This is a genomic window from Flavobacterium pygoscelis (genome assembly GCF_023162025.1).
In the GTDB taxonomy this organism is placed as follows: Bacteria; Bacteroidota; Bacteroidia; order Flavobacteriales; family Flavobacteriaceae; genus Flavobacterium; species Flavobacterium pygoscelis.
Genome location: NZ_JALNUB010000004.1, coordinates 285,845 through 310,129 on the forward strand (window position 1 = coordinate 285,845; position 24,285 = coordinate 310,129).

At 32.4% G+C, this 24,285-nt stretch carries 23 protein-coding genes; 9 read left to right on the top strand and 14 right to left on the bottom strand.

The features are described from left to right. Window positions 1-183: 183 nt before the first annotated feature. Together MW871_RS07945 and MW871_RS07950 are read left to right on the top strand one after the other, a co-directional pair. Window positions 184-1,572, top strand: coding sequence for a DUF1800 domain-containing protein (locus MW871_RS07945; protein WP_248428184.1), 1,389 nt, complete (start codon window positions 184-186; stop codon window positions 1,570-1,572). 16 nt (window positions 1,573-1,588) lie between these two features. Further along, window positions 1,589-2,755 carry a DUF1501 domain-containing protein gene (locus tag MW871_RS07950; protein ID WP_188049673.1) on the top strand — a complete coding sequence of 389 codons (1,167 nt, stop codon included), beginning with the start codon at window positions 1,589-1,591 and terminating at the stop codon, window positions 2,753-2,755. 123 nt (window positions 2,756-2,878) lie between these two features. On the opposite strand, the gene MW871_RS07955 is transcribed toward MW871_RS07950, so the two are convergent. Continuing rightward, window positions 2,879-4,984 carry a TonB-dependent receptor domain-containing protein gene (locus MW871_RS07955; RefSeq protein ID WP_248428185.1) on the bottom strand — a complete coding sequence of 702 codons (2,106 nt, stop codon included), beginning with the start codon at window positions 4,982-4,984 and terminating at the stop codon, window positions 2,879-2,881. Window positions 4,985-5,217: 233 nt separating this feature from the next. Between MW871_RS07955 and MW871_RS07960 the strand changes: the two genes are divergently transcribed. The 5 genes from MW871_RS07960 to MW871_RS07980 all read left to right on the top strand — a co-directional run bounded on the left by MW871_RS07960 (window position 5,218) and on the right by MW871_RS07980 (window position 8,428). Beyond that, window positions 5,218-6,126 (top strand): EamA family transporter, encoded by a 909-nt coding sequence (locus MW871_RS07960; protein ID WP_188049671.1) that lies wholly within the window; start codon window positions 5,218-5,220, stop codon window positions 6,124-6,126. 65 nt (window positions 6,127-6,191) lie between these two features. Continuing rightward, the gene (locus MW871_RS07965; protein ID WP_188049670.1) at window positions 6,192-6,545 is read left to right on the top strand and encodes a DoxX family protein; all 354 of its coding nucleotides are present in this window, start codon (window positions 6,192-6,194) and stop codon (window positions 6,543-6,545) included. A gap of 3 nt (window positions 6,546-6,548) precedes the next feature. Next, on the top strand, window positions 6,549-7,157 hold the full coding sequence (locus MW871_RS07970) for an alpha-ketoglutarate-dependent dioxygenase AlkB family protein (protein ID WP_248428186.1): 609 nt from the start codon (window positions 6,549-6,551) through the stop codon (window positions 7,155-7,157). Between the two features lie 46 nt (window positions 7,158-7,203). Then, window positions 7,204-8,031 carry a sterol desaturase family protein gene (locus tag MW871_RS07975; RefSeq protein WP_248428187.1) on the top strand — a complete coding sequence of 276 codons (828 nt, stop codon included), beginning with the start codon at window positions 7,204-7,206 and terminating at the stop codon, window positions 8,029-8,031. Window positions 8,032-8,149: 118 nt separating this feature from the next. Further along, complete coding sequence (locus tag MW871_RS07980; RefSeq protein WP_066081282.1) at window positions 8,150-8,428, top strand: DUF2805 domain-containing protein; 279 nt, start codon at window positions 8,150-8,152, stop codon at window positions 8,426-8,428. Between the two features lie 132 nt (window positions 8,429-8,560). Here the strand turns inward: MW871_RS07980 and MW871_RS07985 are convergent, their stop codons facing one another. Beyond that, complete coding sequence (locus tag MW871_RS07985) at window positions 8,561-9,427, bottom strand: L,D-transpeptidase (RefSeq protein WP_248428188.1); 867 nt, start codon at window positions 9,425-9,427, stop codon at window positions 8,561-8,563. Window positions 9,428-9,663: 236 nt separating this feature from the next. Here MW871_RS07985 and MW871_RS07990 point away from each other — a divergent pair, with 236 nt between their 5' ends. Next, complete coding sequence (locus MW871_RS07990; protein WP_188049666.1) at window positions 9,664-10,380, top strand: 3-ketoacyl-ACP reductase; 717 nt, start codon at window positions 9,664-9,666, stop codon at window positions 10,378-10,380. Window positions 10,381-10,475: 95 nt separating this feature from the next. Here MW871_RS07990 and mtaB read toward each other — a convergent pair whose 3' ends face one another. The 10 genes from mtaB to hisS form a co-directional block, all read right to left on the bottom strand. Next, window positions 10,476-11,804: a tRNA (N(6)-L-threonylcarbamoyladenosine(37)-C(2))-methylthiotransferase MtaB gene (gene mtaB / locus MW871_RS07995; protein ID WP_248428189.1), complete on the bottom strand. Its 1,329-nt coding sequence runs from the start codon at window positions 11,802-11,804 to the stop codon at window positions 10,476-10,478. A 165-nt stretch (window positions 11,805-11,969) separates the two neighbouring features. Beyond that, complete coding sequence (locus MW871_RS08000) at window positions 11,970-12,773, bottom strand: Cof-type HAD-IIB family hydrolase (protein ID WP_248428190.1); 804 nt, start codon at window positions 12,771-12,773, stop codon at window positions 11,970-11,972. Window positions 12,774-12,801: 28 nt separating this feature from the next. Next, the gene (locus tag MW871_RS08005; RefSeq protein ID WP_121925889.1) at window positions 12,802-13,020 is read right to left on the bottom strand and encodes a DUF2007 domain-containing protein; all 219 of its coding nucleotides are present in this window, start codon (window positions 13,018-13,020) and stop codon (window positions 12,802-12,804) included. Between the two features lie 26 nt (window positions 13,021-13,046). Then, window positions 13,047-13,751 carry a DEAD/DEAH box helicase gene (locus MW871_RS08010; protein WP_248428191.1) on the bottom strand — a complete coding sequence of 235 codons (705 nt, stop codon included), beginning with the start codon at window positions 13,749-13,751 and terminating at the stop codon, window positions 13,047-13,049. Between the two features lie 45 nt (window positions 13,752-13,796). Beyond that, window positions 13,797-14,960: a sigma-54-dependent transcriptional regulator gene (locus MW871_RS08015; RefSeq protein WP_188049662.1), complete on the bottom strand. Its 1,164-nt coding sequence runs from the start codon at window positions 14,958-14,960 to the stop codon at window positions 13,797-13,799. Between the two features lie 218 nt (window positions 14,961-15,178). Further along, window positions 15,179-16,495: an ABC transporter permease gene (locus MW871_RS08020; protein ID WP_210644176.1), complete on the bottom strand. Its 1,317-nt coding sequence runs from the start codon at window positions 16,493-16,495 to the stop codon at window positions 15,179-15,181. A gap of 65 nt (window positions 16,496-16,560) precedes the next feature. Next, complete coding sequence (locus MW871_RS08025) at window positions 16,561-17,484, bottom strand: ABC transporter ATP-binding protein (protein ID WP_248428192.1); 924 nt, start codon at window positions 17,482-17,484, stop codon at window positions 16,561-16,563. Between the two features lie 137 nt (window positions 17,485-17,621). After that, window positions 17,622-18,737 (bottom strand): molecular chaperone DnaJ, encoded by a 1,116-nt coding sequence (gene dnaJ, locus MW871_RS08030; RefSeq protein WP_188049659.1) that lies wholly within the window; start codon window positions 18,735-18,737, stop codon window positions 17,622-17,624. 57 nt (window positions 18,738-18,794) lie between these two features. Continuing rightward, window positions 18,795-19,373, bottom strand: a complete 579-nt coding sequence (locus MW871_RS08035) for a nucleotide exchange factor GrpE (protein ID WP_248428193.1) — start codon at window positions 19,371-19,373, stop codon at window positions 18,795-18,797. Window positions 19,374-19,678: 305 nt separating this feature from the next. Then, window positions 19,679-21,049, bottom strand: coding sequence for a histidine--tRNA ligase (gene hisS / locus MW871_RS08040; protein WP_248428194.1), 1,371 nt, complete (start codon window positions 21,047-21,049; stop codon window positions 19,679-19,681). Window positions 21,050-21,399: 350 nt separating this feature from the next. On the opposite strand from hisS, the gene MW871_RS08045 reads away from it, so the two are divergent. Further along, entirely contained in the window at window positions 21,400-22,644 is a 1,245-nt protein-coding gene (locus MW871_RS08045; protein ID WP_248428195.1) for an ABC transporter permease, read from the top strand. A gap of 157 nt (window positions 22,645-22,801) precedes the next feature. Here the strand turns inward: MW871_RS08045 and prmC are convergent, their stop codons facing one another. Together prmC and MW871_RS08055 are read right to left on the bottom strand one after the other, a co-directional pair. Further along, complete coding sequence (gene prmC, locus MW871_RS08050; RefSeq protein ID WP_248428196.1) at window positions 22,802-23,656, bottom strand: peptide chain release factor N(5)-glutamine methyltransferase; 855 nt, start codon at window positions 23,654-23,656, stop codon at window positions 22,802-22,804. Between the two features lie 58 nt (window positions 23,657-23,714). Then, entirely contained in the window at window positions 23,715-24,200 is a 486-nt protein-coding gene (locus MW871_RS08055) for a GNAT family N-acetyltransferase (protein WP_248428197.1), read from the bottom strand. Window positions 24,201-24,285: the final 85 nt, after the last annotated feature.

Genomic DNA, 24,285 nt, shown 5'->3' on the forward strand with positions numbered 1-24,285 from the left:
AAATTGATTTATTTTAATTCACTAATCAAGATTACATCGTCTTTTCTCTCTTCTCGAATCAATCTTCTTTATTAAACCTTTTGGTAAAATGGCTGTCCTAATTGAGAACTAAAAGAGAAAAATCACAGCAACATTGTTCCTTTTTCTTGATAATTATCATTCGATTTTAATCCCATTAATAGTATGGACAATACAGTACTTTGGTCATTACGACTTGGTTTTTCCTCTAAAGAAGCACAAACTATTTCAGAAATTGGTTTGAGTTCATTTCTTGAAAAGTCTTTCCAGAAAAAATCAGAAAAACAAATACCCGATTTTCTAGAAAATAGTCCTAAAACGGCGGAAGATTTCAAGCAACTCCGAATGCAATACAAAGAAGATAATACGGAGGCTAGAAAGCAATTACGTATTACTGAAGCTAAAGTTTCACTAGAAATGAAAGCGTGGTGGATTGATAAAATGAGAAATGAAGAATTTCCTCTACGAGAGAAAATGACCTGTTTTTGGCACAACCATTTTGTAGCAACTTTTCAAAAGGTAAAAGTCAATTATTATATCTATCAACACCATCAAATTCTAGAAGAAAATGCTTTTGGAAATTTCAAGGAATTGACAAAAAAAATATTAAAAAGCAACGCAATGGTGCGTTATCTTGATAATACGGACAATAAAAAAGGGAAAAACAACGAAAATTTAAGCCGAGAGTTATTAGAATTATTCACATTAGGAATTGGAAATTATACGGAGTCTGATATAAAAAATGGTGCCAAAGCTTTAGCAGGTTTAGGAATTGGAAAAGAAGGAGCTCAATACCGCCGCGTTTTCGAGGATAATGACGTGAAGACTTTTTTTGGAAAAACCGGAAACTTCAAATGTGATGATATAGTAGATCTAATTTTCGAACAAAAGCAAATTCCTTATCTCCTTACAAGAAAAATTCTAGGATGGTTTATTTACGATACACCAAAAGAGGAATTAGTTGAATATTATGGTGATTATTTTCGAAAAGTTGATTTTGAAATTCAGCCTTTATTAATAAAAATATTTACTGAGGAATACACTAAAAATAATGCCGGTTCTAAAATAAAAAATCCGTTGGAATATGTTTTACAACTACTATCCGAACTTCATATTGAAAATTCAAACCCAAAATTGATTGCCAATTTTATAAAAGAACAAGGAATGGATTTATACAACCAACCCAATGTAAAAGGATGGGTTGGCGGAAATTCTTGGTTGACTTCACAAGTCTATTTACAACGGAATAATCTTGCTGATTTACTTTGTAGCGGCCGCGGTTTAAATAGAAAAAATGTCAAACCAAACGAGGAAATGATAGACAAAAACATTAAAACAAAACAGGTTGAAATCAATTGGAACAATAATGGTAATAACAAGCAAATTATAACGGAACTAAAAAATAGATTGTTGTGTTCGGTAGATATTGCATCCCAAAAAGATTTTGAGAATATCATTAAATATGATTTCAATCCAAAAGCAGAGAATGCCAATCAGGTTGTTTTGCGCTTGTATAATGCCATGATAAAAATGCCCGAATATCAATTGATTTAATTTTAAAATTGCGAAAATGAATAGAAGAAACTTTTTGACACTTACGGGAACATTTACTGGAGGCGCGCTACTTTTACCCGATTTTTTACATGCTTTTGGTTCGCAACAAAACTTAATTATTGGAGATCAATGCATTGTTTTTGTACAATTAAATGGAGGAAATGATGGACTGAACACCTTCGTTCCTTTTGAGGATCCATTGTATTACAACTTGCGTCCACAAATCGCTTTATCTAACGAGGCTGTTGTTAGCAAAAATAAAGGAATGGCATTTCATCCAGCCTTGAAAGGATTTGCAGAAATGCAGCAAAATGGCGATTTATCGGTAATTCAAAATGTGGGTTATCCTGAACCTAATCGCTCGCATTTTCGCAGTCAAGAAATTTGGCAAACTGCTTCAGATTTTAATAAATATAGCAACGAAGGTTGGCTAGGTCGCTATCTGGATTTGCAATGTAAAGATCATCAACCAACTGCCGGAATCAACATAGACACTATTGATAATTTGGCATTAAAAGGCTTAGAACCTAATTCGATTACGGTGAAAAACCCGAATGTTTTTAAAACTAAAAATCAAAAAGAGGACACAATAACTTTATCTGATAATCCGCAATTGGATTTTGTTCGAAAAATTGCCAATTCGGTTACTGAAGGTTCTGATGAGATTCAGAAAGCATTAGCTAAATCAAACACTGAAATTAGCTATCCTAAAACGGGTTTGGCTACAAATCTAGCTTGGATTGCCCGTTTAATTAAAGGAAATTTGAATTCAAAAGTATATTATACTTCGCTAAACGGATTTGACACGCACGACAACCAATTGGCGATTCAAAACAACAAATTAACGGAATTGAATGATGCGTTATTTTCATTTTATACCGATTTAAAAAAAGCCTCTTTATTACAAAATGTAACTATTGTTGTTTTTTCTGAATTTGGTCGTCGCGTAAAAGACAATGGCAAAGGAACGGATCACGGAACAGCAGCACCAATGTTTGTTATTGGCGGTAACAACCGAGGCAAAATCATTGGTAATAATCCCAATCTATCAGATTTAGATCAAGGTGATTTAAAATACGAAACAGATTTTAGAAGTGTATATGCGAGTTTATTAAAAAACAAACTAGACTTTGATCCTACTAAAATAGGAATACAGAATAAAGCATTGCAAGGACTATTTTAAAGATTTCTCGTTAAAGATTAACGATTTTTGAAGGCCGATTTTGTGGTTGAAAATAAATTATTTACTTATCTAGATTCTCACATCAGAAATCAAAAATCGTTAATCAAAAATCATAAATAAAACTTACTGATTCAAATTGCCTTCTTCTTCCTTTTTTTCTTTGTTCAACAAACTTGGACCTTCTTTAGCCAATTTGTTTTTAGTTGGAATTTTATAATTAATACTAAAGCCAAATCGACGAGAGTCATATTTGCTTGACAATAATAATGGCGTATTATAGGAGCTCACCACAGTGCGATTAGAATTAAAAATGTCACTAGCACTCAATGAAACGGAAAGTTGATCTTTGAAAAACTTTTTAGAGAAAGTCAAATCTAAGCTATTTCGCATCGGTTTATCTACAATAAAATAAAAGTAATTCCCCTTTGGAAACATATAAGTAAAGTTGGCCACAAACTTAATATCTTTTGGCAATAAGAGTTGCGACATTAAATTTAACATCCAAAAACCATTGGTTTTAATATCTGGAATTTGATGGTATTGATACGCCGTATATACATATAAGAAATTCATCGTGTCTGGATTGACATTCATTTTCATCGTTTCTTTAAGTCCTTTGGTAAACAACATATACGGAACTGGCATTCCAATATTAAAATTGTGAACTTTAATTTGTGGCACATTCACATTGGTATTGATCACCACATCATTCGTTAGCAAAACTCTATTAACCACTTGATTTTGAGCAGAACTTACATTGTATCCAATAAATGCATAATCAAACGCGCTTAATTTTACTTCATAATTATCAAAGATTGTAGGTTGTAAGTTTGGATTTCCAGAGAAATCTACATTGGGATTTTGATAATTGGTATTGTTAGGATTTAATGCAGAAGTACTCGGCAAACTAATTTTCTTGTTGTAATTGACATTAAAATAAACAGAGTTACTAAAATTGTATTGCGCACTTGCGTTAGGAAAAAATCGAAATTGTTTAAACGGAATTAAATCTGTCGTATTGGTTTTTCCGCTAATATCGTAATCCTCAGCTCTAGCACCAACGATAAAATTGAAATTACTAAATTTAGTTTGCAATTCTGAATACGCAGCCGCTGTTCTACGTTGATAGTCTAAATTGACCACATTCCTATTTTGAGTTTCAAAAAACAATCCTTCATATAAACCACCAAAACTCAATTTTCCTTCATCTGAAAAGTTTATTGGCTGAGAATAATCAATTTTAGCATTGAATAATTGCTGATTTGATTCATTGTTTAAAACGTTTGTATTATTGATTCTAGAGTCTAATAAAAAATCATTTTTATTATCATTATAATTGAATTTAAACTCTAATTTCTTTGATCTGTCGTCAAACTTTTTTTGGTAAGTCACCACGAAATCTTGGCGCAATGCATCTGTGTAAGAGTCATCATCCGTATTAAACCCAGGACCATTACTCGTAGTTACACTATTATTATTGCTGTAATTTAAATCATAATTAAGCAACAATCTATCTTTACCAATATCAAAAGTTAGCGCTGATTTTACAAAATTTGTTCTTCCAATACGATCCGCATCTGTAGCCGAAACTAAAGTAGTTACATTATTCTCGTTTTTAGTTAAGGAAGTCCACAAAGCGCTTTCAGAATAACTTTGTCCAAGATTCAGTTGCCAACCAAAATATTTATTTCTAGCACTCAGCAGCAAACTATTGTTTACACGCCATCTCAAATGATCATAATTAGTAATATTCGTGCTGTTTGTAAAGGTTGCGCTTAAATATTTTTTAGCATTTACATTCGTAATAATATTCATAATAGCTCCACCAGAAGTTGCTGGAAACTCGGCACCAGGTTGTGTTATGATTTCAATTTTCTCAATAGCATTTGCAGGCATTCCTTCTAAAAAAGAATTGAGTTCGTTTGTAGTTATATTTAATGGCCTTCCATCTAAGTAAACATCCAATTGCTTTCCTTGATACATCATTCCAGCGACATCAGAGGCAATTAGTCCAGGTAGTTTTTTTATTCCGTCTAATACAGATCCTGTATTTAAACTGGGTTGACTTGCAAAATCAAAAATAGTTCTGTCTGCTTTTTGTTCTACAGCTTTCTTCACTTTTACAATTGATACTTCGCTTAATTCAACTGCTTTTGCAGGTGTTTCCTGTGCTTGAAGTGTACATAAACTTCCAAAAAGGAATAGAGCCAACAAGATATTATTTTTCATCATGGATATTTTATTATCTAAATAGACTCGTAAGTAGAACAAACGTTACAAGAATTAGGTTCTAATTTAGAAAAATGTATTTTTAGAATAAATACGACATAATAATTTTAGGAAATCGCTGATCTAGAATTAATAAAAAAAGGAGAATAAACTTCTGAAATATTAACTTCTAAATTCTACTCATAAGTTGCAACTAAAGCCTATCTTTGCCCGCTTTTTAAAATTTAAAAAAAATGACAAAGAACAGCGTATTAAAAGGAGTTTTCTTAGTAGCAATTGGTGCAACGAGCTACGGAATGTTAGCCACTTTTGTAAAAATAGCTTACGGAGAAGGTTTTACAACAGCAGAAGTAACTACTTCGCAATTTATATATGGAATTATTGGAATTCTACTTTTAAATTTAATTCAGAAGATTAAAAACAAGAATACAACTCCAAAAGCTACGAAAAAAAATATTCTACATTTGATGCTTGCGGGAACTTCGTTGGGAACAACCAGTCTTTTTTATTATTTAGCCGTGAAATACATTCCTGTTTCTATCGGGATCGTTTTATTGATGCAAACCGTTTGGATGGGAGTTTTACTAGAAATGATTTTAGAAAAAAAATTACCATCTACACAAAAAATTATTTCAGTAATTATTGTTTTAGTGGGAACCGTTTTGGCAACTAACTTAATAAACAACGAAATACAATTAGATTGGCGCGGCATTATGTGGGGAGTTTTAGCAGCTGCTTCCTTTACTACTACTATGTTTACCGCTAATCGTGTTGCGACCACCATTTCTTCAACCCAACGAAGTTTGTATATGCTTCTTGGAGGTGCGGTAATTGTATTTACATTTGCTTTATTTACACAAGTTACTCCATTTAACTTTGATATCTTTTTAAAATGGGGAATTATTATGGCTCTATTTGGAACTATAATTCCACCGATGTTATTGAATGCCGGTTTTCCGTTAACGGGAATTGGACTAGGAAGTATTGTCTCTGCGCTAGAGCTTCCGGTTTCGGTTATGATGGCTTATACTTTATTAAATGAAAAAGTAGATCCGCTACAATGGTTTGGTATTGTCTTAATTATTTTAGCGATAATCATTATGAATGTCAATTTTAAGAAAACTGCTAAAGATTTACACTAATAAATCGTGTTATAATACTAGTAAACTCATCGATTTTTTTATAAATTCGTAACAAACAAATTATTATGAATTTACCTTGGCATTTGTATGTAATGGCATTTATCTATTTCATTGCAGGAATAAACCATTTTAGAAATCCACGTCTTTACATAAAAATTATCCCTCCTTCTTTTCCAAATCCAAAATTATTAAATATAATTAGCGGTTTGGCCGAAGTACTTTTGGCTATAGGTTTGTGTATTGCAAGTATTTCCAATTATGCTGCTTGGGGAATTATTGCTTTATTGATCGCTGTTTTTCCCACGCATCTTTATATGTATTTTAATGAAAAGGCGAGAATGGGATTGCCAAAATGGGTATTACTTTTAAGAATGCCCTTGCAGTTAGTATTGATTTATTGGGCTTTTCAATATACGTAAAAAATGAATTCTTTATTTGAGGGATACTCCGAACCACTATTTCTGGGATTACCAGATGCTGAAATTATTTATTATCCCGAATTTTATAGTCAATCATCAGCCGATTTAATTTATTCCGAACTACAAAGAGACATTCTCTGGCAACAAGATGAAATCAAAATTTTTGGAAAAATTCATCCGCAACCTAGATTGACCGCTTTGTATGGTAATGAAGGAAAATCATACTCCTATTCGAATATAAAAATGCAACCTCATCCGTGGAGTTTGCTTTTGCAAAAAATAAAAACGGAAGTTGAAAAGGTTGCTGAAACAAATTTTAGTACGGTTTTACTCAATTATTATCGCGATGGAAAAGACAGTAACGGTTGGCACGCAGACGACGAAAAAGAATTAGGATTAAATCCTATAATTGCTTCGGTTAGTTTTGGTGCGGAACGCGTATTTCAATTAAAACATAAGACTGATACACTACAGAAAAAAAGCATCAATTTACAACATGGAAGTCTGCTTTTGATGAAAGGAACTACGCAACATTTCTGGAAACATCAAATCCCTAAAACAGCAAAACCAATCGGATCACGAATAAACCTCACCTTCAGACTGATAAAATAATTTTTGTATCGATTTATCATTATATTTGATATAATAACTCATTGCTATGAACGAAATTATATCTTACTTTTCTAGTATTCCATCTTCTCATCGCAGCTTAATTCTGGTAGCGGGAATCACTATTTTTTGGATGATTGAGAATGCCTATCCACTTTTTAAATTCAACTATAAAAAATGGCATCATGCAGGAATCAATATTTTTTTAACGCTAACCACAATTATTGTCAATTTCTTATTGGCTTTTATTTTACTAAAAACCGCTGATTGGACAATTAATAACAATTTTGGAATACTACAATGGTTGCCTAAAATGTCAATTTTACTTTATACACTTATCGGATTACTTTTGCTGGATTTAATTGGTGCTTATTTAGTTCACTTAGTAGAACATAAAGTAAAATTCTTATGGCGTTTTCATTTTATACATCATACCGACACTTGGATCGATACTACAACAGCCAATAGACATCATCCTGGAGAAAGTATCATTCGATTTGCCTTTACTGCAATGGGAGTTTTTATTATTGGAAGTCCAATGTGGATGATTTTTTTATATCAGACTTTATCGGTGATTGCTACACAATTTAATCACGCGAACATTGCAATACCCAAAAAAGTGGATACACTTTTAAGTTATTTTATTGTATCGCCAGACATGCACAAAGTACATCATCACCATGTGATGCCTTATACAGATAGTAATTATGGGAATATATTTTCAATATGGGATCGTTTATTTGGCACTTTCAGGACGCTTTCTAAAGAAGAAATAATCTACGGAATTGATACACATCCTAATCCTACAGAACACAATAATTTAAAAAATTTATTAAAAATACCCTTTCAAAATCAACCTGTAAAAGAAAAGAAGTAAAAAATATAAAAAAAAATAAGTTTTGATAGAATCTAACTATTTTTTTCTTAATATTGGTATCAAATTAGAAATGTAATTTATTAATCATTAACAACTTATTTGAATTAATTTTCACGTGATGAAAAAGAGTAACCGAAAAGAATTAAACTGGGAACAAACAGAAAAACTTGTTACAATGGCTTTAGAAGAAAAGAACCCTTTTGAAATCATCAAAAAAGAATTTGGTCTGGCAGAAAAAGAGATTCTGGAAATCATGAAGAAAAAAATGCCAGCAGAAAAGTTTGAAATGTGGAAAAAGAAAGCAACAGCAAATAAACCAAAACCAAAACCAGTTAAAATTGATGATTTTGATGAAGATTTGGATGGCAAATATTATATAAAAAATAAACTAGATTAGTTTTAAAAACTCCTATAACTTAGGAGTTTTTTTTGTTTTAATCTGAATAAAAAATAAGTTTATAATTAAAAAAAAATCCATTCTGCGAATTAATATTCACAGAATGGATTTTTTAATATTCTAATTTGACTATTATTTGGCTGCTTTTTGGAAATCTTGTCTAATTTTTTGTTCCTTTAAAATAGACTCCATAAAAGGCTTTGTTACCGTTTCAATTTCATTTTCAGAAATAGTTAATGCTTTTGGATTTTTAACTAATTGTAACCATGGTTTAGGGGCTTTAAAATCATAACTACCAAAAACAATTACTGGTGTTCCTTTTACCTTTACTGTTTCTGGATTGGCTAATTCCCATTGGTCTGCGAAATCATATAACTTACGAGCATCTTTTTCTTGCAATCTCAAACAAGAATGAGAAGCAGGATATCCTGGCAAAGTATATTGATGCCATCCTACACCCAATTTATTTTCGATATTAAAGTTCCAACGCAAATCCCATTCATCGTCAAAAGTACTAGTAGTTTCTTCAGCTTTCCAGTTCGTAAAAAAAAGTCCAGTTGGTGTTTTATCTTTCTCTCTACCCATATTAGTAGGGCCTGTATATACTAACTCGCCTTTTTCGTACGCCGCAAATGTTTGTGTTGGATAAGAGAAAAACACGATTTTATTAATCTCTTTTAATGACGAAACCGATAATGGAAATGGTAAATAAAATTCAATGTCTCCACTCATATCATCTGGAATAACGACAGAATCCATTTTTTTAAAATTAGCAGGATCCGTTCTATTTACAGCGTAAGCTATAGCAAAGTTTGTACTATCTGCACTATTTTTAGACAACCATTCTTTTGTGTTTTCGAGATGAAAAGAAGTTTTTTTAGGTTCATTTCTTTCTTTAACGGCAATTTTGTCAATTGTAGACTCTGTTTTACTCTCTTGCTTGCAACCAATAATTAATAATGCAATACTGATATTTAAAAATAGAACTATTTTTTTCATAATAAAATCTTTTATTTTTGATTTATAACTTCAACTAAAATTCTGTTTTACAAACTTCAGCCATTTATGTGACCTTGATGTTACATAATTAGAGGGTTTTCTTGTCAAATTATTAGATGGAAATAATTTAAATTTTTAGAGTTGACAAACGTTAATACTATCTTATTTTACTTTTTAATAACAGTTACAAAAAAGGGAATGGCTTAACTTTGTACTTCATTTTAGAAAAACAAAACATGAACGATTTAAAAAATAAAAATGCACTTATTACAGGTGCCGGAAAAGGTATTGGAAAAGCAGTTGCAATTGCATTGGCTAAAGAAGGTGTAAATGTAATCTTGATGGCAAGAACACAATCTGATTTAGATGAAGTCGCTAAAGAAGTAAATGCACTTGGAGTAAAATCTATGACTGTTATCGCTGATGTTGCAGATATTACTTCTGTAAACACAGCTGTAGAAAAAGCATTAGCAGAATTTAAAACAATTGACATCCTAGTCAACAATGCTGGAATTGCTGCTTTTGGTAAATTTTTAGAACTAGAACCATCAGCGTGGGAAAACATTATTAAAGTGAACTTAATGGGAACGTATTATGTAACACGTGCTGTTTTACCTAATATGATTGAAAGACAAATGGGTGATATTATTAATATTTCTTCCACTGCAGGATTAAACGGAAATGCAATGACTAGCGCGTACAGTGCGTCAAAATTTGCTGTTTTAGGATTAACTGATTCGTTAATGCAAGAAGTTCGCAAGCACAATATTAGAGTAACTGCTTTAACACCAAGTACCGTTGCAACAAATATGGCGAAAGAATTAAAACTTACCGATGGTAATCCTGATAAAGTAATGCAAGCAGAAGATATGGCCGAATTAATTATCGCTCAATTAAAATTGAACCGAAGAGTTTTTATAAAAAATAGCAGTATTTGGTCAACAAATCCATAATCACTTTGAGTTTAAAACTACAAAACCCCTTATAATAAAGGGGTTTTGATTTTATATATTGTTATGATTCTGAACTACTTTTTTATGGACAGGATTTAAACCAAAGCCGAAATAAACTCCATTCTTACGCTTCCGTCATCATCAATTTTAGTCAAATTGATTTCGTGTAGTGTATTTACTAATTCTGGATTCCACGGTGTTTTTACTTTTACGTAATTTTCTGTAAATCCATGAATGTATCCTTCTTTATTTTCACTTTCAAAAAGTACGGTTCTGTTACTTCCCAATTGACTTTCATAAAAAGCACGACGCTTTTTAACAGACAATCCACGCATCATTTTACTTCTCTTGGCTCGAACATTAGCAGCAACTGCTCCATCCATAGCTGCAGCTTCTGTATTATCCCTTTCCGAATAAGTAAAAACATGTAAATAAGAAATATCCATTTCATTAAGAAAATTATAAGTCTCCAAGAAATGCTCGTCAGTTTCGCCAGGAAAACCAACAATCACGTCCACACCAATACAAGCATGTGGCATTACTTCGCGTATTTTATTTACTCTTTCGGTATAAACTTCTCGCTGATAGCGACGCTTCATCAATTTTAGAATAGCATTGCTTCCGGATTGCAAAGGAATATGAAAATGCGGAACAAAAGTGCGACTTTTGGAAACAAACTCAATCGTTTCGTTTTTCAACAAATTAGGTTCAATAGACGAAATACGCAAGCGCTCAATTCCTTCTACTTTATCTAATTCCTGAACCAATTCTAAAAAAGTATGCTCGTGTTTTTTATTACCAAATTCTCCTTTTCCGTAATCGCCAATATTCACTCCAGTAAGAACAATTTCTTTGATGTTTTGTGCAGAAATATCCTTTGCATTTTTCAATACATTCTCTAATTCGTCACTTCTAGAAATTCCTCTCGCTAATGGAATGGTACAATAAGTACATTTATAATCGCAACCATCTTGTACTTTTAAGAAAGCGCGTGTTCTATCCCCAATGGAATAACTTCCTACATAAAAATCAGCTTCAGAAATCTCGCAAGAATGAACTTCCCCGATATCATTTTTAGACAAGTCGTTAATATAATCTGTGATTTTAAATTTTTCTGTGGCACCAAGAACTAAATCAACACCATCTACTGAGGCTAATTCTTCTGGTTTTAATTGTGCATAACAACCTACTGCAGCAATAAAAGCTTGATTATTTAACTTCATTGCTTTTTTTACAATTTGCTTAAATTGTTTGTCTGCATTTTCCGTTACAGAACACGTATTTATCACATACATATCAGCCACTTCCTCAAAATCGACACGATCAAAACCTTCGTCCTCAATAGAACGAGCAATTGTTGATGTTTCCGAAAAATTCAGCTTACAACCAAGCGTATAAAAGGCAACTTTTTTTCTATTTCCCATAATAAATCTTAAACTAATGAAATCGTTGTCAAAAAATTTAAGTGTGCAAATTTACAAACTAAAATCTATTAATGAGTAGAGGTTACGCATTTTATTAAAACACAAATCCGATACCTTATGATTTATACATAAGGTATCGGATTTATTTAATTTTTTAAAAAAAACTTACTGTAATATAAAACGTCTTACTACTTCTGCCACGCCATGATTATTATTTGAGGCAACAATAACAGTTGCTCTATCTCTCAATTCTGGATCTACATTATCAACCCAAACACCTAATCCTGCATATTCTATCATCGATAAATCATTACCGGCATTACCAACCGATATAATTTCGCTTTGAAGAATATTAAGTTTTTCAGCTAAGAATTTTATACTCGCTCCTTTATCAATTCCGTTTGGAGCCACTTCTAAGAAAAAAGGTTTTGACATAGAAACACTCAAATGTGGCATCGCAGCTTTCAAGTCGGCTTCAACCTTTTTTAGATAAGTTGGTTCTTCTAATAAAATACATTTTACCACAGATGAATTGACCGCATCCTTGAAATGAGGAACTTTATTGTGTTGTAATCCTGTAATATTTTTTTCTACTTCAATATATTCTGAATCCGTTTCGCTTACAATTTTCCCATCAATATAAGTAATGATATGGGTTTTACTTTTTAAACTGTAATCGTATAACTCATGAATTTGTTGTTGTGTCAAGCTTTCTTCGAATAGGACTTTATCTTCTTTTAAATCTGTAATTACAGCTCCGTTATAAGAAAGCATAAAAGAATTATTGACATCTAGTTTTAATTCTTTAGCAAAAGAAATCATTGCTGAAGTAGGTCTGCCGGAGGCCAAGACAATGTAAACACCTAACTCCTGTGCCTTAAATAACATTTCCTTATTCTCGTCTGAGATTTTATGGTCATCAGTCAACAAGGTATCATCCAAGTCCAGAACCAACATTTTGTATTTCATTTTACTCTTTTAAACAATACTAATGAGTTTATATACTCATTCTAAATTCTTCGATAACTGGATTTACTTTTGCAAATTCTGTTTCTTGCACGAATAATTCAACTGCTAAATCTGAATTACCAAAACCACCTAATCGAGCCGATTGTATGTTGTTTTTAGCTACTACATCTACACCAATTGCTTCAATTTTTTCTTGTAAAGCCATTGCTAGAATTTCACTTCCCGAAAATACTTTCATTAATCCCATGATGTTTATTTTATTTATTAGTATTATTATTTTTCTTCTAAATTTTCATTTTCATCCTCTAGATCATCTTCATCACTTTCTTCTTCATCTTCAATATCATCCTCTTCATATTCTTCTTCCTCATCCATTTCAAAAACGAAAGGTTCTATCAACATTTTATCAACTAAAATCTCAATACGATCTGTTATTCGATCAGCAAAAACGATTCTCTGAGTTTTGTTGATGCTATTAGATATGCGCATTATTTTAGTTTCATTACGCAATCGTAACATAGGATCTGGATCATCAACAATAAACATTTTTAAACGATTGACATTAAAACCTGCCGTGGTAAACATATCATTCAATTTAGTAGCCGTACCTATTAGCACATCAACTCCTGTAGAAATATAATTTTTATCATATTCCATGTCGCCTTTATCATGAACACCAAAAACCTGAAGATCGGTATATTTACCATATTTTTCAAAAAGATCTTCCATTTCTAAAACCTTCGCTTTGTCTTCAACAATAATTAAAGCACGTGGAGATTCTTCGGTTTCTCTAGCCAATTGCTGAATTACATTCAGTACAATTGTAGTTGTTTTTCCGCTGCCTTTTTCAGAAATAATAAGGCAATCAGCACCACTTTTTATTGTAGAAAAAGTTTCTTGCTGCAATGCATTCGCTTCGGTTAGACCGTTCTCAATTAAACCTTCTTGTAACTTCTCGTTTATTTTTTTTAATTTCATTTTTTTATAGCTTAAAGCTCAATTCTATAATTTATTCGAATGCTATTATTTACTTGCAAAAAGTTTCACATCATTTTCGGAAATTTCGCTTCCGCCAAGGATAATCAAACGCTCTACTACATTTCTCAATTCACGTATATTTCCAGTCCAATCGTATTCTTTAAGCAAATTTATTGCAGCAGCAGAAAACTTCTTGACTGCATTTCCTTGCTCTGTAGCAATTTTATTTGCAAAATGACTTATTAACATCGGAATATCTTCTCGTCTATCATTTAGCGCGGGCACTTTTATTAATATAACGGCTAATCTGTGGTATAAATCCTCGCGGAAACGACCTTCAGCAATTTCTACTTTTAAATCTTTATTTGTTGCTGCAACTACACGCACATCTACTTTTATGTCTTTATCGGCTCCTACTCTAGTAATCATACTTTCTTGTAGGGCTCTTAAAACTTTGGCTTGTGCCGAAAGACTCATATCGCCAATTTCATCTAAAAAAATGGTTCCTTTGTCCGCTGCTTCAAATTTTCCTGCACGGTCCTTTACTGCCGATGTAAAAGCTCCTTTGACGTGACCAAACAATTCACTTTCTATCAATTCTGAAGGAATAGCAGCACAGTTTACTTCGATTAATGGAAAATTAGATCGTACACTTTTTTCGTGCAATTGATGCGCAACTAATTCTTTTCCCGTTCCGTTTGGTCCTGTAATTAAAACTCTAGCTTCGGTTTCTGCTACTTTATCAATCATCACTTTGATGTGATTAATCGCTTCGCTTTCGCCGATCATTTCGTAATTTTTACTTACTTTTTTCTTTAGAATCTTATTTTCGACAACCAGTTGTTTTTTGTCTAAAGCATTTCGAACTGTGTTTAGCAAACGGTTTAAATCGGGTGGTTTTGAGATGTAATCAAAAGCTCCCAAACGCATCGTATTTATAGCTGTTTCCATATCGCCATGACCAGAGATCATTACCATTGGAATTTCAGGTTTAATTTTTTTTACGGCCTCTAGCACCTCAACACCATCCATTTTTGGCATTTTGATATCACATAAAACAAGATCGTAATCGTTATTTTTTATTTTTTCGAAACCAGCAACTCCATCTTCTGCTTCTTCAACTTGATAGGTATCATTTTCTTCAGAAAGTATTTTACTGAGTACTCTTCGTATTGCGGCTTCGTCTTCTATTACTAATATTTTCGGCATTTTTTACTGTTTTTTTAATGGCTATAAATTGACCAAGGCTTAAATTTCTATTTTTTGTTAAAAGCATATATCCTCTTGCAAATAATATGCCCTAGCCCCGATTGCAATGAAAATCCTTTTGTAACTCGCCCTAGCGAGGTATAAAAGATTGCAATGAAAAGCGGGAAATAGCTCCTTAAAATTAATTGTTTATTGTGAAAATTCAAACAATTGAAATCTTAATATTTCAACCATTTGTATAATTCCAACCAACTTGGTTTTTTGCCGTACATCAATATTCCTATTCTATATATTTTTGCAGCAAACCAAACTACTGCAAAAAAGCTAGCAAATAGCAAGGTGACTGATATAGCAATTTGCCACAAAGGTACGCCAAACGGAATTCGCATGAGCATTACTATAGGAGATGTAAGCGGAATCATTGAAAAAACTACCGCGACGGTTCCGTGTGGATCATTGATTACTGTAAAAAAACCAATATAAACTGCTAAGATTAGTGGCATCATTATAGGCAAAAGAAATTGTTGCGAATCCGTCTGATTGTCAACCGCGGCACCAATTGCTGCATAAAAAGAGCTATAAAGGAAATAACCACCGATGAAATAAACGACAAATCCTATTAGAATACTTGCAATAGGCAAATTCCATAATTCCTTAATATACATTTGTGCTGTTCCTGCCATTTCTTGCTGTGCAGCCTGCATTAATTCGGGTGATATTTTTGCCGTTGGTGACACATTTACGCCAAAAAAAGTAGAGGCTGCAAACATTAATGAAAGTCCTATGGCCGCCCAAATAAAGAATTGTAGTAAACCGGCCAATGAAGTTCCAATAATTTTTCCAATCATCAATTGAAATGGTTTTACTGACGAAATAATAATCTCTACAATTCTACTCGTTTTCTCTTCGATTACGCTTCGCATTACCATATTACCATAAATTATAATGAACATCATAATTAGATAACCAAAAGCACCACCAATTCCTATTTTTATTTCATTCAGTCCTTTGACACTTTCTTCTCCAGACGCTTTTGTCAAGTTAATATTTACATTGGCTCTTGCTTTATTTATAGCAAGAGTGTCTAAATTAGCTTTGACAAGATTGGTCTTTGTTAGCTTAGAGGCAATTATATCCTGAACTTTTTCTGTAAATGAAATACTAGGACTATTGTTTGAAATAAACTGTATGTTGTTTTCAAAATCCTTTGTATCAACTGCTTTTGGAATGTACAAAAGTCCTTCATAACTTTCATTGGTAATACTATCCTTTAGAGACTTTAAATCTATCCCTGATAAATCTAGGTATTTATAAGTTGCATTTTTGTTGTTCTTGGCTGTGAATTCTTGGACAAATAAACCGGATTCATCGTGAATCGCAATTTGTTTTGTATCGGCTTTCATAGAACTTAAATACCCTACAAATCCTGCTAATGCAACAAACAATAACGGACTTAAAAAAGTCATTACGATAAAAGACTTATTGCGAACTTTCGAAATAAATTCTCTTTTTATAATTAATGAAATAATACTCATTTAGTTTTTTATTTATTAGTAGTGATTTTACAATATAGATTTAAAATCACAACATTAGAATTTATTTAATTTCCGCTAACGGTTTTGATAAAGATATCGTTGACACTTGGTATTTTCTCTAGAAAATGTGTGACTTGCCCACGTAGCGTTAAGAGATTTAACAACTCATTTGGCGTGGCATTGCCCAATTGTATTTCTAATTTCAGAGAATCGTTGAGTGATTTAAAATTGGCTGTACTAACAGTGAATTTTTGAGTAATATCATACATCAACCCTTCAACGTTATCAGTCAATATACCTACTTCGTAAGAATTGGTTTTAAATTGTCGCTTAACATCGTTCAGCTTTCCTTCGATCAATTTGTTTGATTTATGTATTAAAGCAATGTGATCGCATAACTCCTCTACACTTTCCATTCGGTGTGTAGAAAAAATTATAGTAGCTCCATCTTCACGAAGCTTTAAAATCTCGTCTTTGATAACATTTGCGTTTACAGGATCAAATCCAGAAAAAGGTTCGTCAAAAATTAATAATTTGGGCTTGTGCAAAACACAAACAACAAATTGAATTTTCTGTGCCATCCCTTTTGATAATTCTTGGATTTTTTTGTTCCACCATCCTTGAATTTCTAATCTTTCAAACCAATATTCCAATTGTTTTTTTGCTTCTGCTTTTGAAAGTCCTTTCATTTGAGCCAAATACAAGCATTGCTCTCCCACTTTCATAGTATTATACAAACCTCTTTCCTCTGGAAGGTAGCCTATGTGCTGAACGTGCTTGGGCTGTAATTTTTCACCATCAAGAATAATTTGCCCACTATCCGGTAAGGTAATTTGATTGATGATGCGAATAAGAGATGTTTTTCCTGCTCCATTTGGTCCCAGAAGTCCATAGATACTGCCTTTGGGTACGGATAATGTAACTTCGTTTAGCGCAACATAATCACCATATTTCTTTACTACTTTATTAACCTCAAGTATATTACTCATGCTTTATTTTTAATTGATGTAAAAGTAAATAATTAGTGCCGAAATAGGCATAATTGTTACACAAAAAAACCCATCCTTATCTAATTTAAGGATGGGTTTTTATTTATTGATAAGTCTGCGTTTGATCGCGAACCTATTTATGAAAACATATCTTTTACTTTCTCGAAAAATGATTTGTCTGATTTTTCAGGATTTGGAATAAAGTTATCATCCGTTAAGGCATTTTCAAAAAACTGTTTTTGCTCTTTGTTTAATGTTTTTGGTGTCCAAACATTTACATGAACCAATAAGTCTCCGTTACCATAACCGTTGATACTTGGAATTCCTTTACCTTTCAATCTAAGAATTTTACCGGATTGAATTCCTTCCTCCAATTTAATTCTTACTTTACCATTGATAGCCTCAATATCTTTAGAAATACCAAGAACGGCTTCGGCAAAGCTAATGTATAAATCATAGTGTAAATTCTCTCCTTCACGTTTCAAAAGATCATGCTCTAACTCTTCTATGGCAACAATTAAATCTCCTGGAATACTATTTCCTGGAGCATCATTTCCTTTATTAGAAACTTTTAACTGCATACCATCTACCACACCCGCAGGTATTTTGATAGATACTGTTTCATCTTCTAAAATCATCCCTTGCGAATCTGCATTCGATGGTTTTTTATCTAAAATTTGACCAGAACCACTACAAGTAGGACAAGTAGAAGCAGATTGCATACGTCCTAAAATTGTATTAGTTACACGCATCACTTGCCCTTGACCATTACAAGTAGAACAAGTTTTATAAGTAACACCAGGAGCTTGAACCTTACGTTTTACTTTAACTTTTTTCTCAACACCATTAGCAATTTCTTCTAATGTTAGTTTTACTTTGATACGAAGATTACTTCCTTTAGCACGACGAACTCCGCCTCCGCCTCCACCTCCGAAGCCACCAAAACCGCCTCCGAAAATATCACCAAACTGGCTAAAAATATCATCCATATTCATACCGCCATGACCACCGCCACCAAAACCACCAGAACCATCAAATGCTTGATGACCGTACTGATCGTATTTAGCTTTTTTCTGAGGATCACCTAAGACTTCGTATGCTTCTGCAGCTAATTTAAATTTATCTTCTGCCGATTTGTCTCCAGGGTTTTTGTCAGGGTGATGCGCTATAGCTTGTTTTCTATAGGCTTTTTTTATCTCGGCAGCATCAGCACTTTTAGTAATGCCTAAAATTTCGTAAAAATCTTTTTTCATTTTTATTTTTTCTTACAAACCTAAAGCAGCAATAAATTACCACTATAAATTAAAGTATTACTGACCTATAACAACTTTTGGAAAACGGATAATTTTATCTCCAAGTTTATATCCTTTTTCAAGAACATCAACAATTTTTCCTTTCATCTTATCCGATGCTGCAGGAATTTGAGTAATCGCTTCAGCAAAATCAGCATCAAATACATCTCCTGCTTTTACATCAACTTGCTCTAATCCTTTAGAAACTAAAGTAGTTTTTAATTTCTCATTAATAAGCGCAACACCTTCTAATAAAGGACCATCATCTGTCTTACTGATTTCTGTAATTGCTCTATCAAAATCATCTAAAACTGGTAACAATGCTAATAAAACTTCTTGGTTAGCCGTTTTGAATAACTCAATACGTTCCTTAGTAGTTCTTCTTTTATAGTTTTCAAATTCAGCAAATAATCTTAAATATTTATCTTTCTCTTTCGCTAAGTCTTGTGTTAATTGCTCTTCTAAGCTTAATTCCTCAATAACAACTTGCTCCTCACCGCCATTATTCTCTAATGTCGTCTCCTCTAATTCCTGATCGATTTCTGTATTTTCAGTAGTCATATTACTTGTATTTTTAAAAATATTCTTAAAGTTCATTGTTAATCTTTTCCATGGATTGCAAAAGTACTGCCAATTGTTTTAAAATGTCAAATTGTCACCTTTTTAGCAATTTGACTTCTGTTATTTATAAAAATGGAGATTTTAATAAATTTTAGGATTATTTTAAGATTATTTTATTGTCTTTTTTTTTATTTTTGGAGTTGGTGTTATTTAGACCTTCAAAATAAAATTTGACAATTTAAATTTCAACTTTTAAAATTATTAATTCACAGTTTTTATAAAAAAAAGCTTCGTTTATATCTTAAACGAAGCTTTTTTTATATTTAGCAATAACTAACAGTCTATAATAACGTCGATTTTAAATTTTCAAAATCAATGACAACTTGTTCTCCCGTGACAAGATTTTTAATAGCATACGAATTGGTTTTCATTTCATCTTCTCCAATAATAACAGCATAAGGAATTCCTCTTTTATCAGCATGTTGAAATTGTTTTCCCACTTTTGCATTTTCAGGATACAATTCTACTTTTACACCTAAAGCTCTTAATTTTTGTATGGCTTGCATGGCATAAAAAGCTTCTTTATCACCATAGTTAATAAATAACGCTTTTGAAGTTGCTGTTACGGTTTCTGGAAATAAACTTAACTCTTCTACAACCAAATAAATTCGGTCTAAACCAAATGATATGCCTACACCGCTCATGTTTTTTAATCCAAAAATACCCGTCAAATCATCATAGCGACCACCGCCTCCTATGGATCCCATAGCTACTGTTTTTGGTGGAGCTACTTCAAAAATGGCTCCTGTGTAATAATTCAAACCACGTGCTAACGTTACATCTAAGTCTAAAACGGCACTGTTTAATCCTAATTTCAATACATTTTCACAAATAAATCGCAACTCTTCAACTCCTTTCATACCTTCTGAAGATGCAGCGAGCAACTGCGATAATTTTTCTATTTTCTCCGTAATTGTTCCGGTAAAATTGAATAAAGGCTGTACTTTTTCGATAGCTCCTTCATTAATTCCTTTTTCGATCATCTCTTTTTTTACACCCTCTTCGCCTATTTTATCGAGCTTGTCTAAGGCAACTGTAAAGTCTATCAATTTATCCGAAGCACCTATTACCTCAGCAATTCCAGATAAAATTTTTCTATTGTTAATTTTTATAGTTGCACCCACCAGTCCTAAGTCGGTAAATACAGCATCATATAACTGAACCAATTCTACTTCCTGCCAAAGGGATTTAGAACCTACTACATCGGCATCACATTGAAAAAACTCTCTAAAACGGCCTTTTTGAGGGCGGTCTGCACGCCAAACTGGTTGAATTTGATACCGTTTAAAAGGAAATTCAATTTCGTTTTGATGTTGCACCACGTAACGTGCAAAAGGTACGGTCAAGTCATAGCGCAACGCTTTTTCAGAAATGCTCGAAGTGAGCTTAGTACTGTCTTTATTTTCTAAATGACTTGCATTGGCTTTTGCCAAATAATCACCTGAATTTAATATTTTAAAGATCAATCGATCGCCTTCTTCGCCGTATTTACCCATTAAAGTATCGGAGTTTTCAAAAGAAGGTGTTTCTATAGGTTGGAATCCGAATTTTTCGAAATTACTTTTTATAATTTGAATGATATACTGACGTTTTGCCACCTCGCTTGGTGAAAAATCTCTAGTTCCTTTTGGAATACTCGGTTTTGATGCCATTTTATGAATATTGAATTTTAAATTTTCAGATTGAAGAACATAAAAAACGAACAAATCTGATTGGGTGCAAATATCTTATTTTTTAAATTATTCTCTTTACAAATTACATCATTTTATTACACAAACCATAGCCCTGATTGTAGTGAAAATACAGTTGTAAAAAATAATATTATTTTCTTGACTAAAAGAGCGACCAGAGGAAGCTCCTTTTAGGCAATTGAAAATAAATTATTTTACAACTGGATTGTAACGTAAAGCAGGAAATTGCTCCAGATAAAAGAGATTGCAGGAAATTATATTTTAGCTACAGAAAAATTGTAACAAAAATTGTATTTTCGTGTCAAACTTGTATGATGCTAAAATTATTTAAGGAAAATGTCCGAATTGCGTTTGGTTCAATACGTACGCAATTGCTAAGAACGGTTCTTACTGTGATGATAATTGCGATAGGAATTACGGCTTTAGTAAGTATTCTTACTGTTGTTGCAGCACTTGAAAATACTATTTCGAGTGATTTTGCATCGATGGGAGCGAACACTTTTAACATAAAACAATATGAAAACGTAACGCGAAATCGAGGTGGAGACGAGCGTGAAATCATAAATCCAATTATTTCCTATCCTGAAGCCGTTGCGTTTAAGAATAAATTTCAATATCCATTTACAGAAACCTCACTTTCCTTTACAGCTACCTCAACAGCTGAGATAAAATACGAAGCGATAAAAACAGATCCAGAGAATTCTATTCTAGGAGTTGATGAATATTTTATGTCTAACTCTGGATTAGAAACTAGTTTAGGACGCAACTTTACTGGATTTGACATAGATAACAATGCCTATGTATGTATTGTAGGATCTGATTTTGAGAAAGGTTTATTAAAAGACGTGAACCCGATTGACAAAGTAATTTCGATTCGCGGAGCTAGATTTAAAGTCATTGGTATTCTGAAAGAAAAAGGATCCACTTTTGGCAACAATCAGGATTTACGCGTATTAATTCCCATACAAATTGCCCGTTCCTTATTTACGGCACCCAATATTAATTATACGGTAAGTGTAATGGTTGATAAAAAAGAATTACTGGAACAAGCATTAGATAATGCAACGAGCACCATGCGTAGAGTTCGAAAATTAAGTCCTGTAAAAGACAATAATTTTGGTGTGGTTCGAAGTGACGATTTAATAAATCGAATTTTAGGAATTACGAAATACTTAGGACTTGCTTCCTGGCTTATTGGTATTATTACTGTATTGGGTTCCTCTATTGCTTTGATGAATATCATGATTGTTTCGGTTACAGAACGTACTAGAGAAATTGGAGTTAGAAAAGCTTTGGGAGCCAAGAAAACCACTATTGCGATTCAGTTTTTTATAGAAACTTTACTCATTGGCCAATTAGGTGGTTTAGTAGGAATTATTTTTGGTATTCTTATTGGTTTTGGTATCGCTACCGCTATGGATTTTGCATTTGTAATTCCGTGGGGAGCAATAATGGCAGCATTCCTCACCAGTTTTATTGTTGCAATTGCTTCTGGATTATATCCAGCTATTAAGGCGGCTGTTTTAGATCCTATTGAGGCGTTGCGTTATGAATAATCTAGAGGTTCCTATTTAATTTTTAAATCAGAAATATAACTATGACAATACTTTATGTTATTTTTTAAAAAAGCATAATCAATAAAAATCATTTATGTATTTCTCCTAAACTTATGGTTTAGGAACATTAAAGTAATAGTAAAGTTTGCGTGAATTTTTATCTATTAGCAAAAATCATTCGATCGTTGCCATAAATATCTTTTCGTAATTCGATATTTTTGAAATTCATTTTTTCGAGCAAACCAATCATTTCTTTGCCTAAATATTGATTAATTTCAAAATACAGTTGCCCGTTTTCGGAAAGGTTTTTTTGAGCTAATTCTGCTATTTTTTTATAAAAAATCAAAGCATCATTGTCTTCTACAAAAAGAGCCAAATGAGGTTCATTATCTAGTACATTTTTTTTGATTTCCTCTTTTTCGAGGTTTCTAACATAAGGCGGATTAGAAACGATAATATCAAACTGTTCCTCTAAGTCGTATGTTTCAAGAATGTTTCTATTCCAAAAAGCAACTTCAACTTTATTGTTTTGTGCATTTTTTTCGGCTGTAGCCAAAGCATTTTCAGCAACATCAATCGCAAAAACTTGAGCATTCGCAACATTCTTAGCCAATGAAATAGCGATGCAACCACTTCCGGTTCCAATATCTAAAATTTTTATATTTTTTGAGAATGAATCTTTTGTATTGCTTTTAATTATCCAATCGACTAGTTCTTCCGTTTCTGGTCTTGGAATTAAAACATTTTTATTCACTTCAAAATCCAATCCATAAAAACTAGTATTCCCTAATATATATTGTACTGGGATTTCTTGTTTTAATTGTTCTAAAATGACATTCCAAACCTTAATTTCATTCTCAGAAAAAGTTAAATCAATTTGCAAGGCCAAATCAATTCTTTTTAATTGATGCTTTTCTTCTAATATTAAGTAGAAAAAGCTTTCCGCTTCATCTTCTCCAAAAATGGACTCTAGCTCTTGAATAAAATAGGATCTGTATGCTCTAATTTTCATGTTGTATTTTATAAAAGAAGTAGTAAAAGTATTTTAAATTAAAAGTGATGATTTAAAACTATAGTTTTTTCAGCATCCAAATAGGACAACTATCGTGACCAGTACTTCCCATGGGTGCATCAATAGACTCAAAACCGGATTTTTTATATAGTTTTTGTGCGTCAAGCATAAACGGCATTGTTTCTAAATAGCAACTTTCGAATCCAAAATTTATAGCACTTTGCAAACATACAGCCATCATCTCACTACCAATTCCCAAACCGCGAATTTCTGGTAGAAAATACATTTTTTGCAATTCACAAATTGTTTCAGCTTCATTTTCTAGTCGTGCTATACCGGCGCAACCTACTACTCTTCCGTTATGTTCTACCACATAATATACAGATCTAGGCTTATTATATTCTTCGTACATTAAGTCAAGATAAGGATCAGCATAGGCAGTTCCTACTTTAGGAATATCCATTTCATCAAAAACAGCACGAATTAATTGTGCAACTTGCTCATTGTCTTCTTTATTTATTTTTCTGATACTGTAATTTTCCATTTTATCTACAATCTAATTATATACGCAAAAATAGAAATTGTTTGTTGTAAATCTTCGTTGTTTTCAAACAAAATCATAAAAGCAA

What these genes read in the sequence shown, in the direction of transcription:
- MW871_RS07945 (WP_248428184.1), top strand. Translation starts at nt 184, where the DNA reads ATGGACAATACAGTACTTTGGTCATTACGACTTGGTTTTTCCTCTAAA.
- MW871_RS07980 (WP_066081282.1), top strand. Translation starts at nt 8,150, where the DNA reads ATGAAAAAGAGTAACCGAAAAGAATTAAACTGGGAACAAACAGAAAAA.
- MW871_RS07975 (WP_248428187.1), top strand. Translation starts at nt 7,204, where the DNA reads ATGAACGAAATTATATCTTACTTTTCTAGTATTCCATCTTCTCATCGC.
- MW871_RS08035 (WP_248428193.1), bottom strand. Translation starts at nt 19,373, where the DNA reads ATGAACTTTAAGAATATTTTTAAAAATACAAGTAATATGACTACTGAA.
- mtaB (WP_248428189.1), bottom strand. Translation starts at nt 11,804, where the DNA reads ATGGGAAATAGAAAAAAAGTTGCCTTTTATACGCTTGGTTGTAAGCTG.
- MW871_RS07990 (WP_188049666.1), top strand. Translation starts at nt 9,664, where the DNA reads ATGAACGATTTAAAAAATAAAAATGCACTTATTACAGGTGCCGGAAAA.
- MW871_RS08020 (WP_210644176.1), bottom strand. Translation starts at nt 16,495, where the DNA reads ATGAGTATTATTTCATTAATTATAAAAAGAGAATTTATTTCGAAAGTT.
- MW871_RS08025 (WP_248428192.1), bottom strand. Translation starts at nt 17,484, where the DNA reads ATGAGTAATATACTTGAGGTTAATAAAGTAGTAAAGAAATATGGTGAT.
- MW871_RS08055 (WP_248428197.1), bottom strand. Translation starts at nt 24,200, where the DNA reads ATGGAAAATTACAGTATCAGAAAAATAAATAAAGAAGACAATGAGCAA.
- MW871_RS07955 (WP_248428185.1), bottom strand. Translation starts at nt 4,984, where the DNA reads ATGAAAAATAATATCTTGTTGGCTCTATTCCTTTTTGGAAGTTTATGT.
- MW871_RS07960 (WP_188049671.1), top strand. Translation starts at nt 5,218, where the DNA reads ATGACAAAGAACAGCGTATTAAAAGGAGTTTTCTTAGTAGCAATTGGT.
- MW871_RS07965 (WP_188049670.1), top strand. Translation starts at nt 6,192, where the DNA reads ATGAATTTACCTTGGCATTTGTATGTAATGGCATTTATCTATTTCATT.
- MW871_RS07985 (WP_248428188.1), bottom strand. Translation starts at nt 9,427, where the DNA reads ATGAAAAAAATAGTTCTATTTTTAAATATCAGTATTGCATTATTAATT.
- MW871_RS08000 (WP_248428190.1), bottom strand. Translation starts at nt 12,773, where the DNA reads ATGAAATACAAAATGTTGGTTCTGGACTTGGATGATACCTTGTTGACT.
- MW871_RS07970 (WP_248428186.1), top strand. Translation starts at nt 6,549, where the DNA reads ATGAATTCTTTATTTGAGGGATACTCCGAACCACTATTTCTGGGATTA.
- MW871_RS08045 (WP_248428195.1), top strand. Translation starts at nt 21,400, where the DNA reads ATGATGCTAAAATTATTTAAGGAAAATGTCCGAATTGCGTTTGGTTCA.
- hisS (WP_248428194.1), bottom strand. Translation starts at nt 21,049, where the DNA reads ATGGCATCAAAACCGAGTATTCCAAAAGGAACTAGAGATTTTTCACCA.
- MW871_RS08005 (WP_121925889.1), bottom strand. Translation starts at nt 13,020, where the DNA reads ATGGGATTAATGAAAGTATTTTCGGGAAGTGAAATTCTAGCAATGGCT.
- MW871_RS08015 (WP_188049662.1), bottom strand. Translation starts at nt 14,960, where the DNA reads ATGCCGAAAATATTAGTAATAGAAGACGAAGCCGCAATACGAAGAGTA.
- MW871_RS08010 (WP_248428191.1), bottom strand. Translation starts at nt 13,751, where the DNA reads ATGAAATTAAAAAAAATAAACGAGAAGTTACAAGAAGGTTTAATTGAG.
- prmC (WP_248428196.1), bottom strand. Translation starts at nt 23,656, where the DNA reads ATGAAAATTAGAGCATACAGATCCTATTTTATTCAAGAGCTAGAGTCC.
- dnaJ (WP_188049659.1), bottom strand. Translation starts at nt 18,737, where the DNA reads ATGAAAAAAGATTTTTACGAAATTTTAGGCATTACTAAAAGTGCTGAT.
- MW871_RS07950 (WP_188049673.1), top strand. Translation starts at nt 1,589, where the DNA reads ATGAATAGAAGAAACTTTTTGACACTTACGGGAACATTTACTGGAGGC.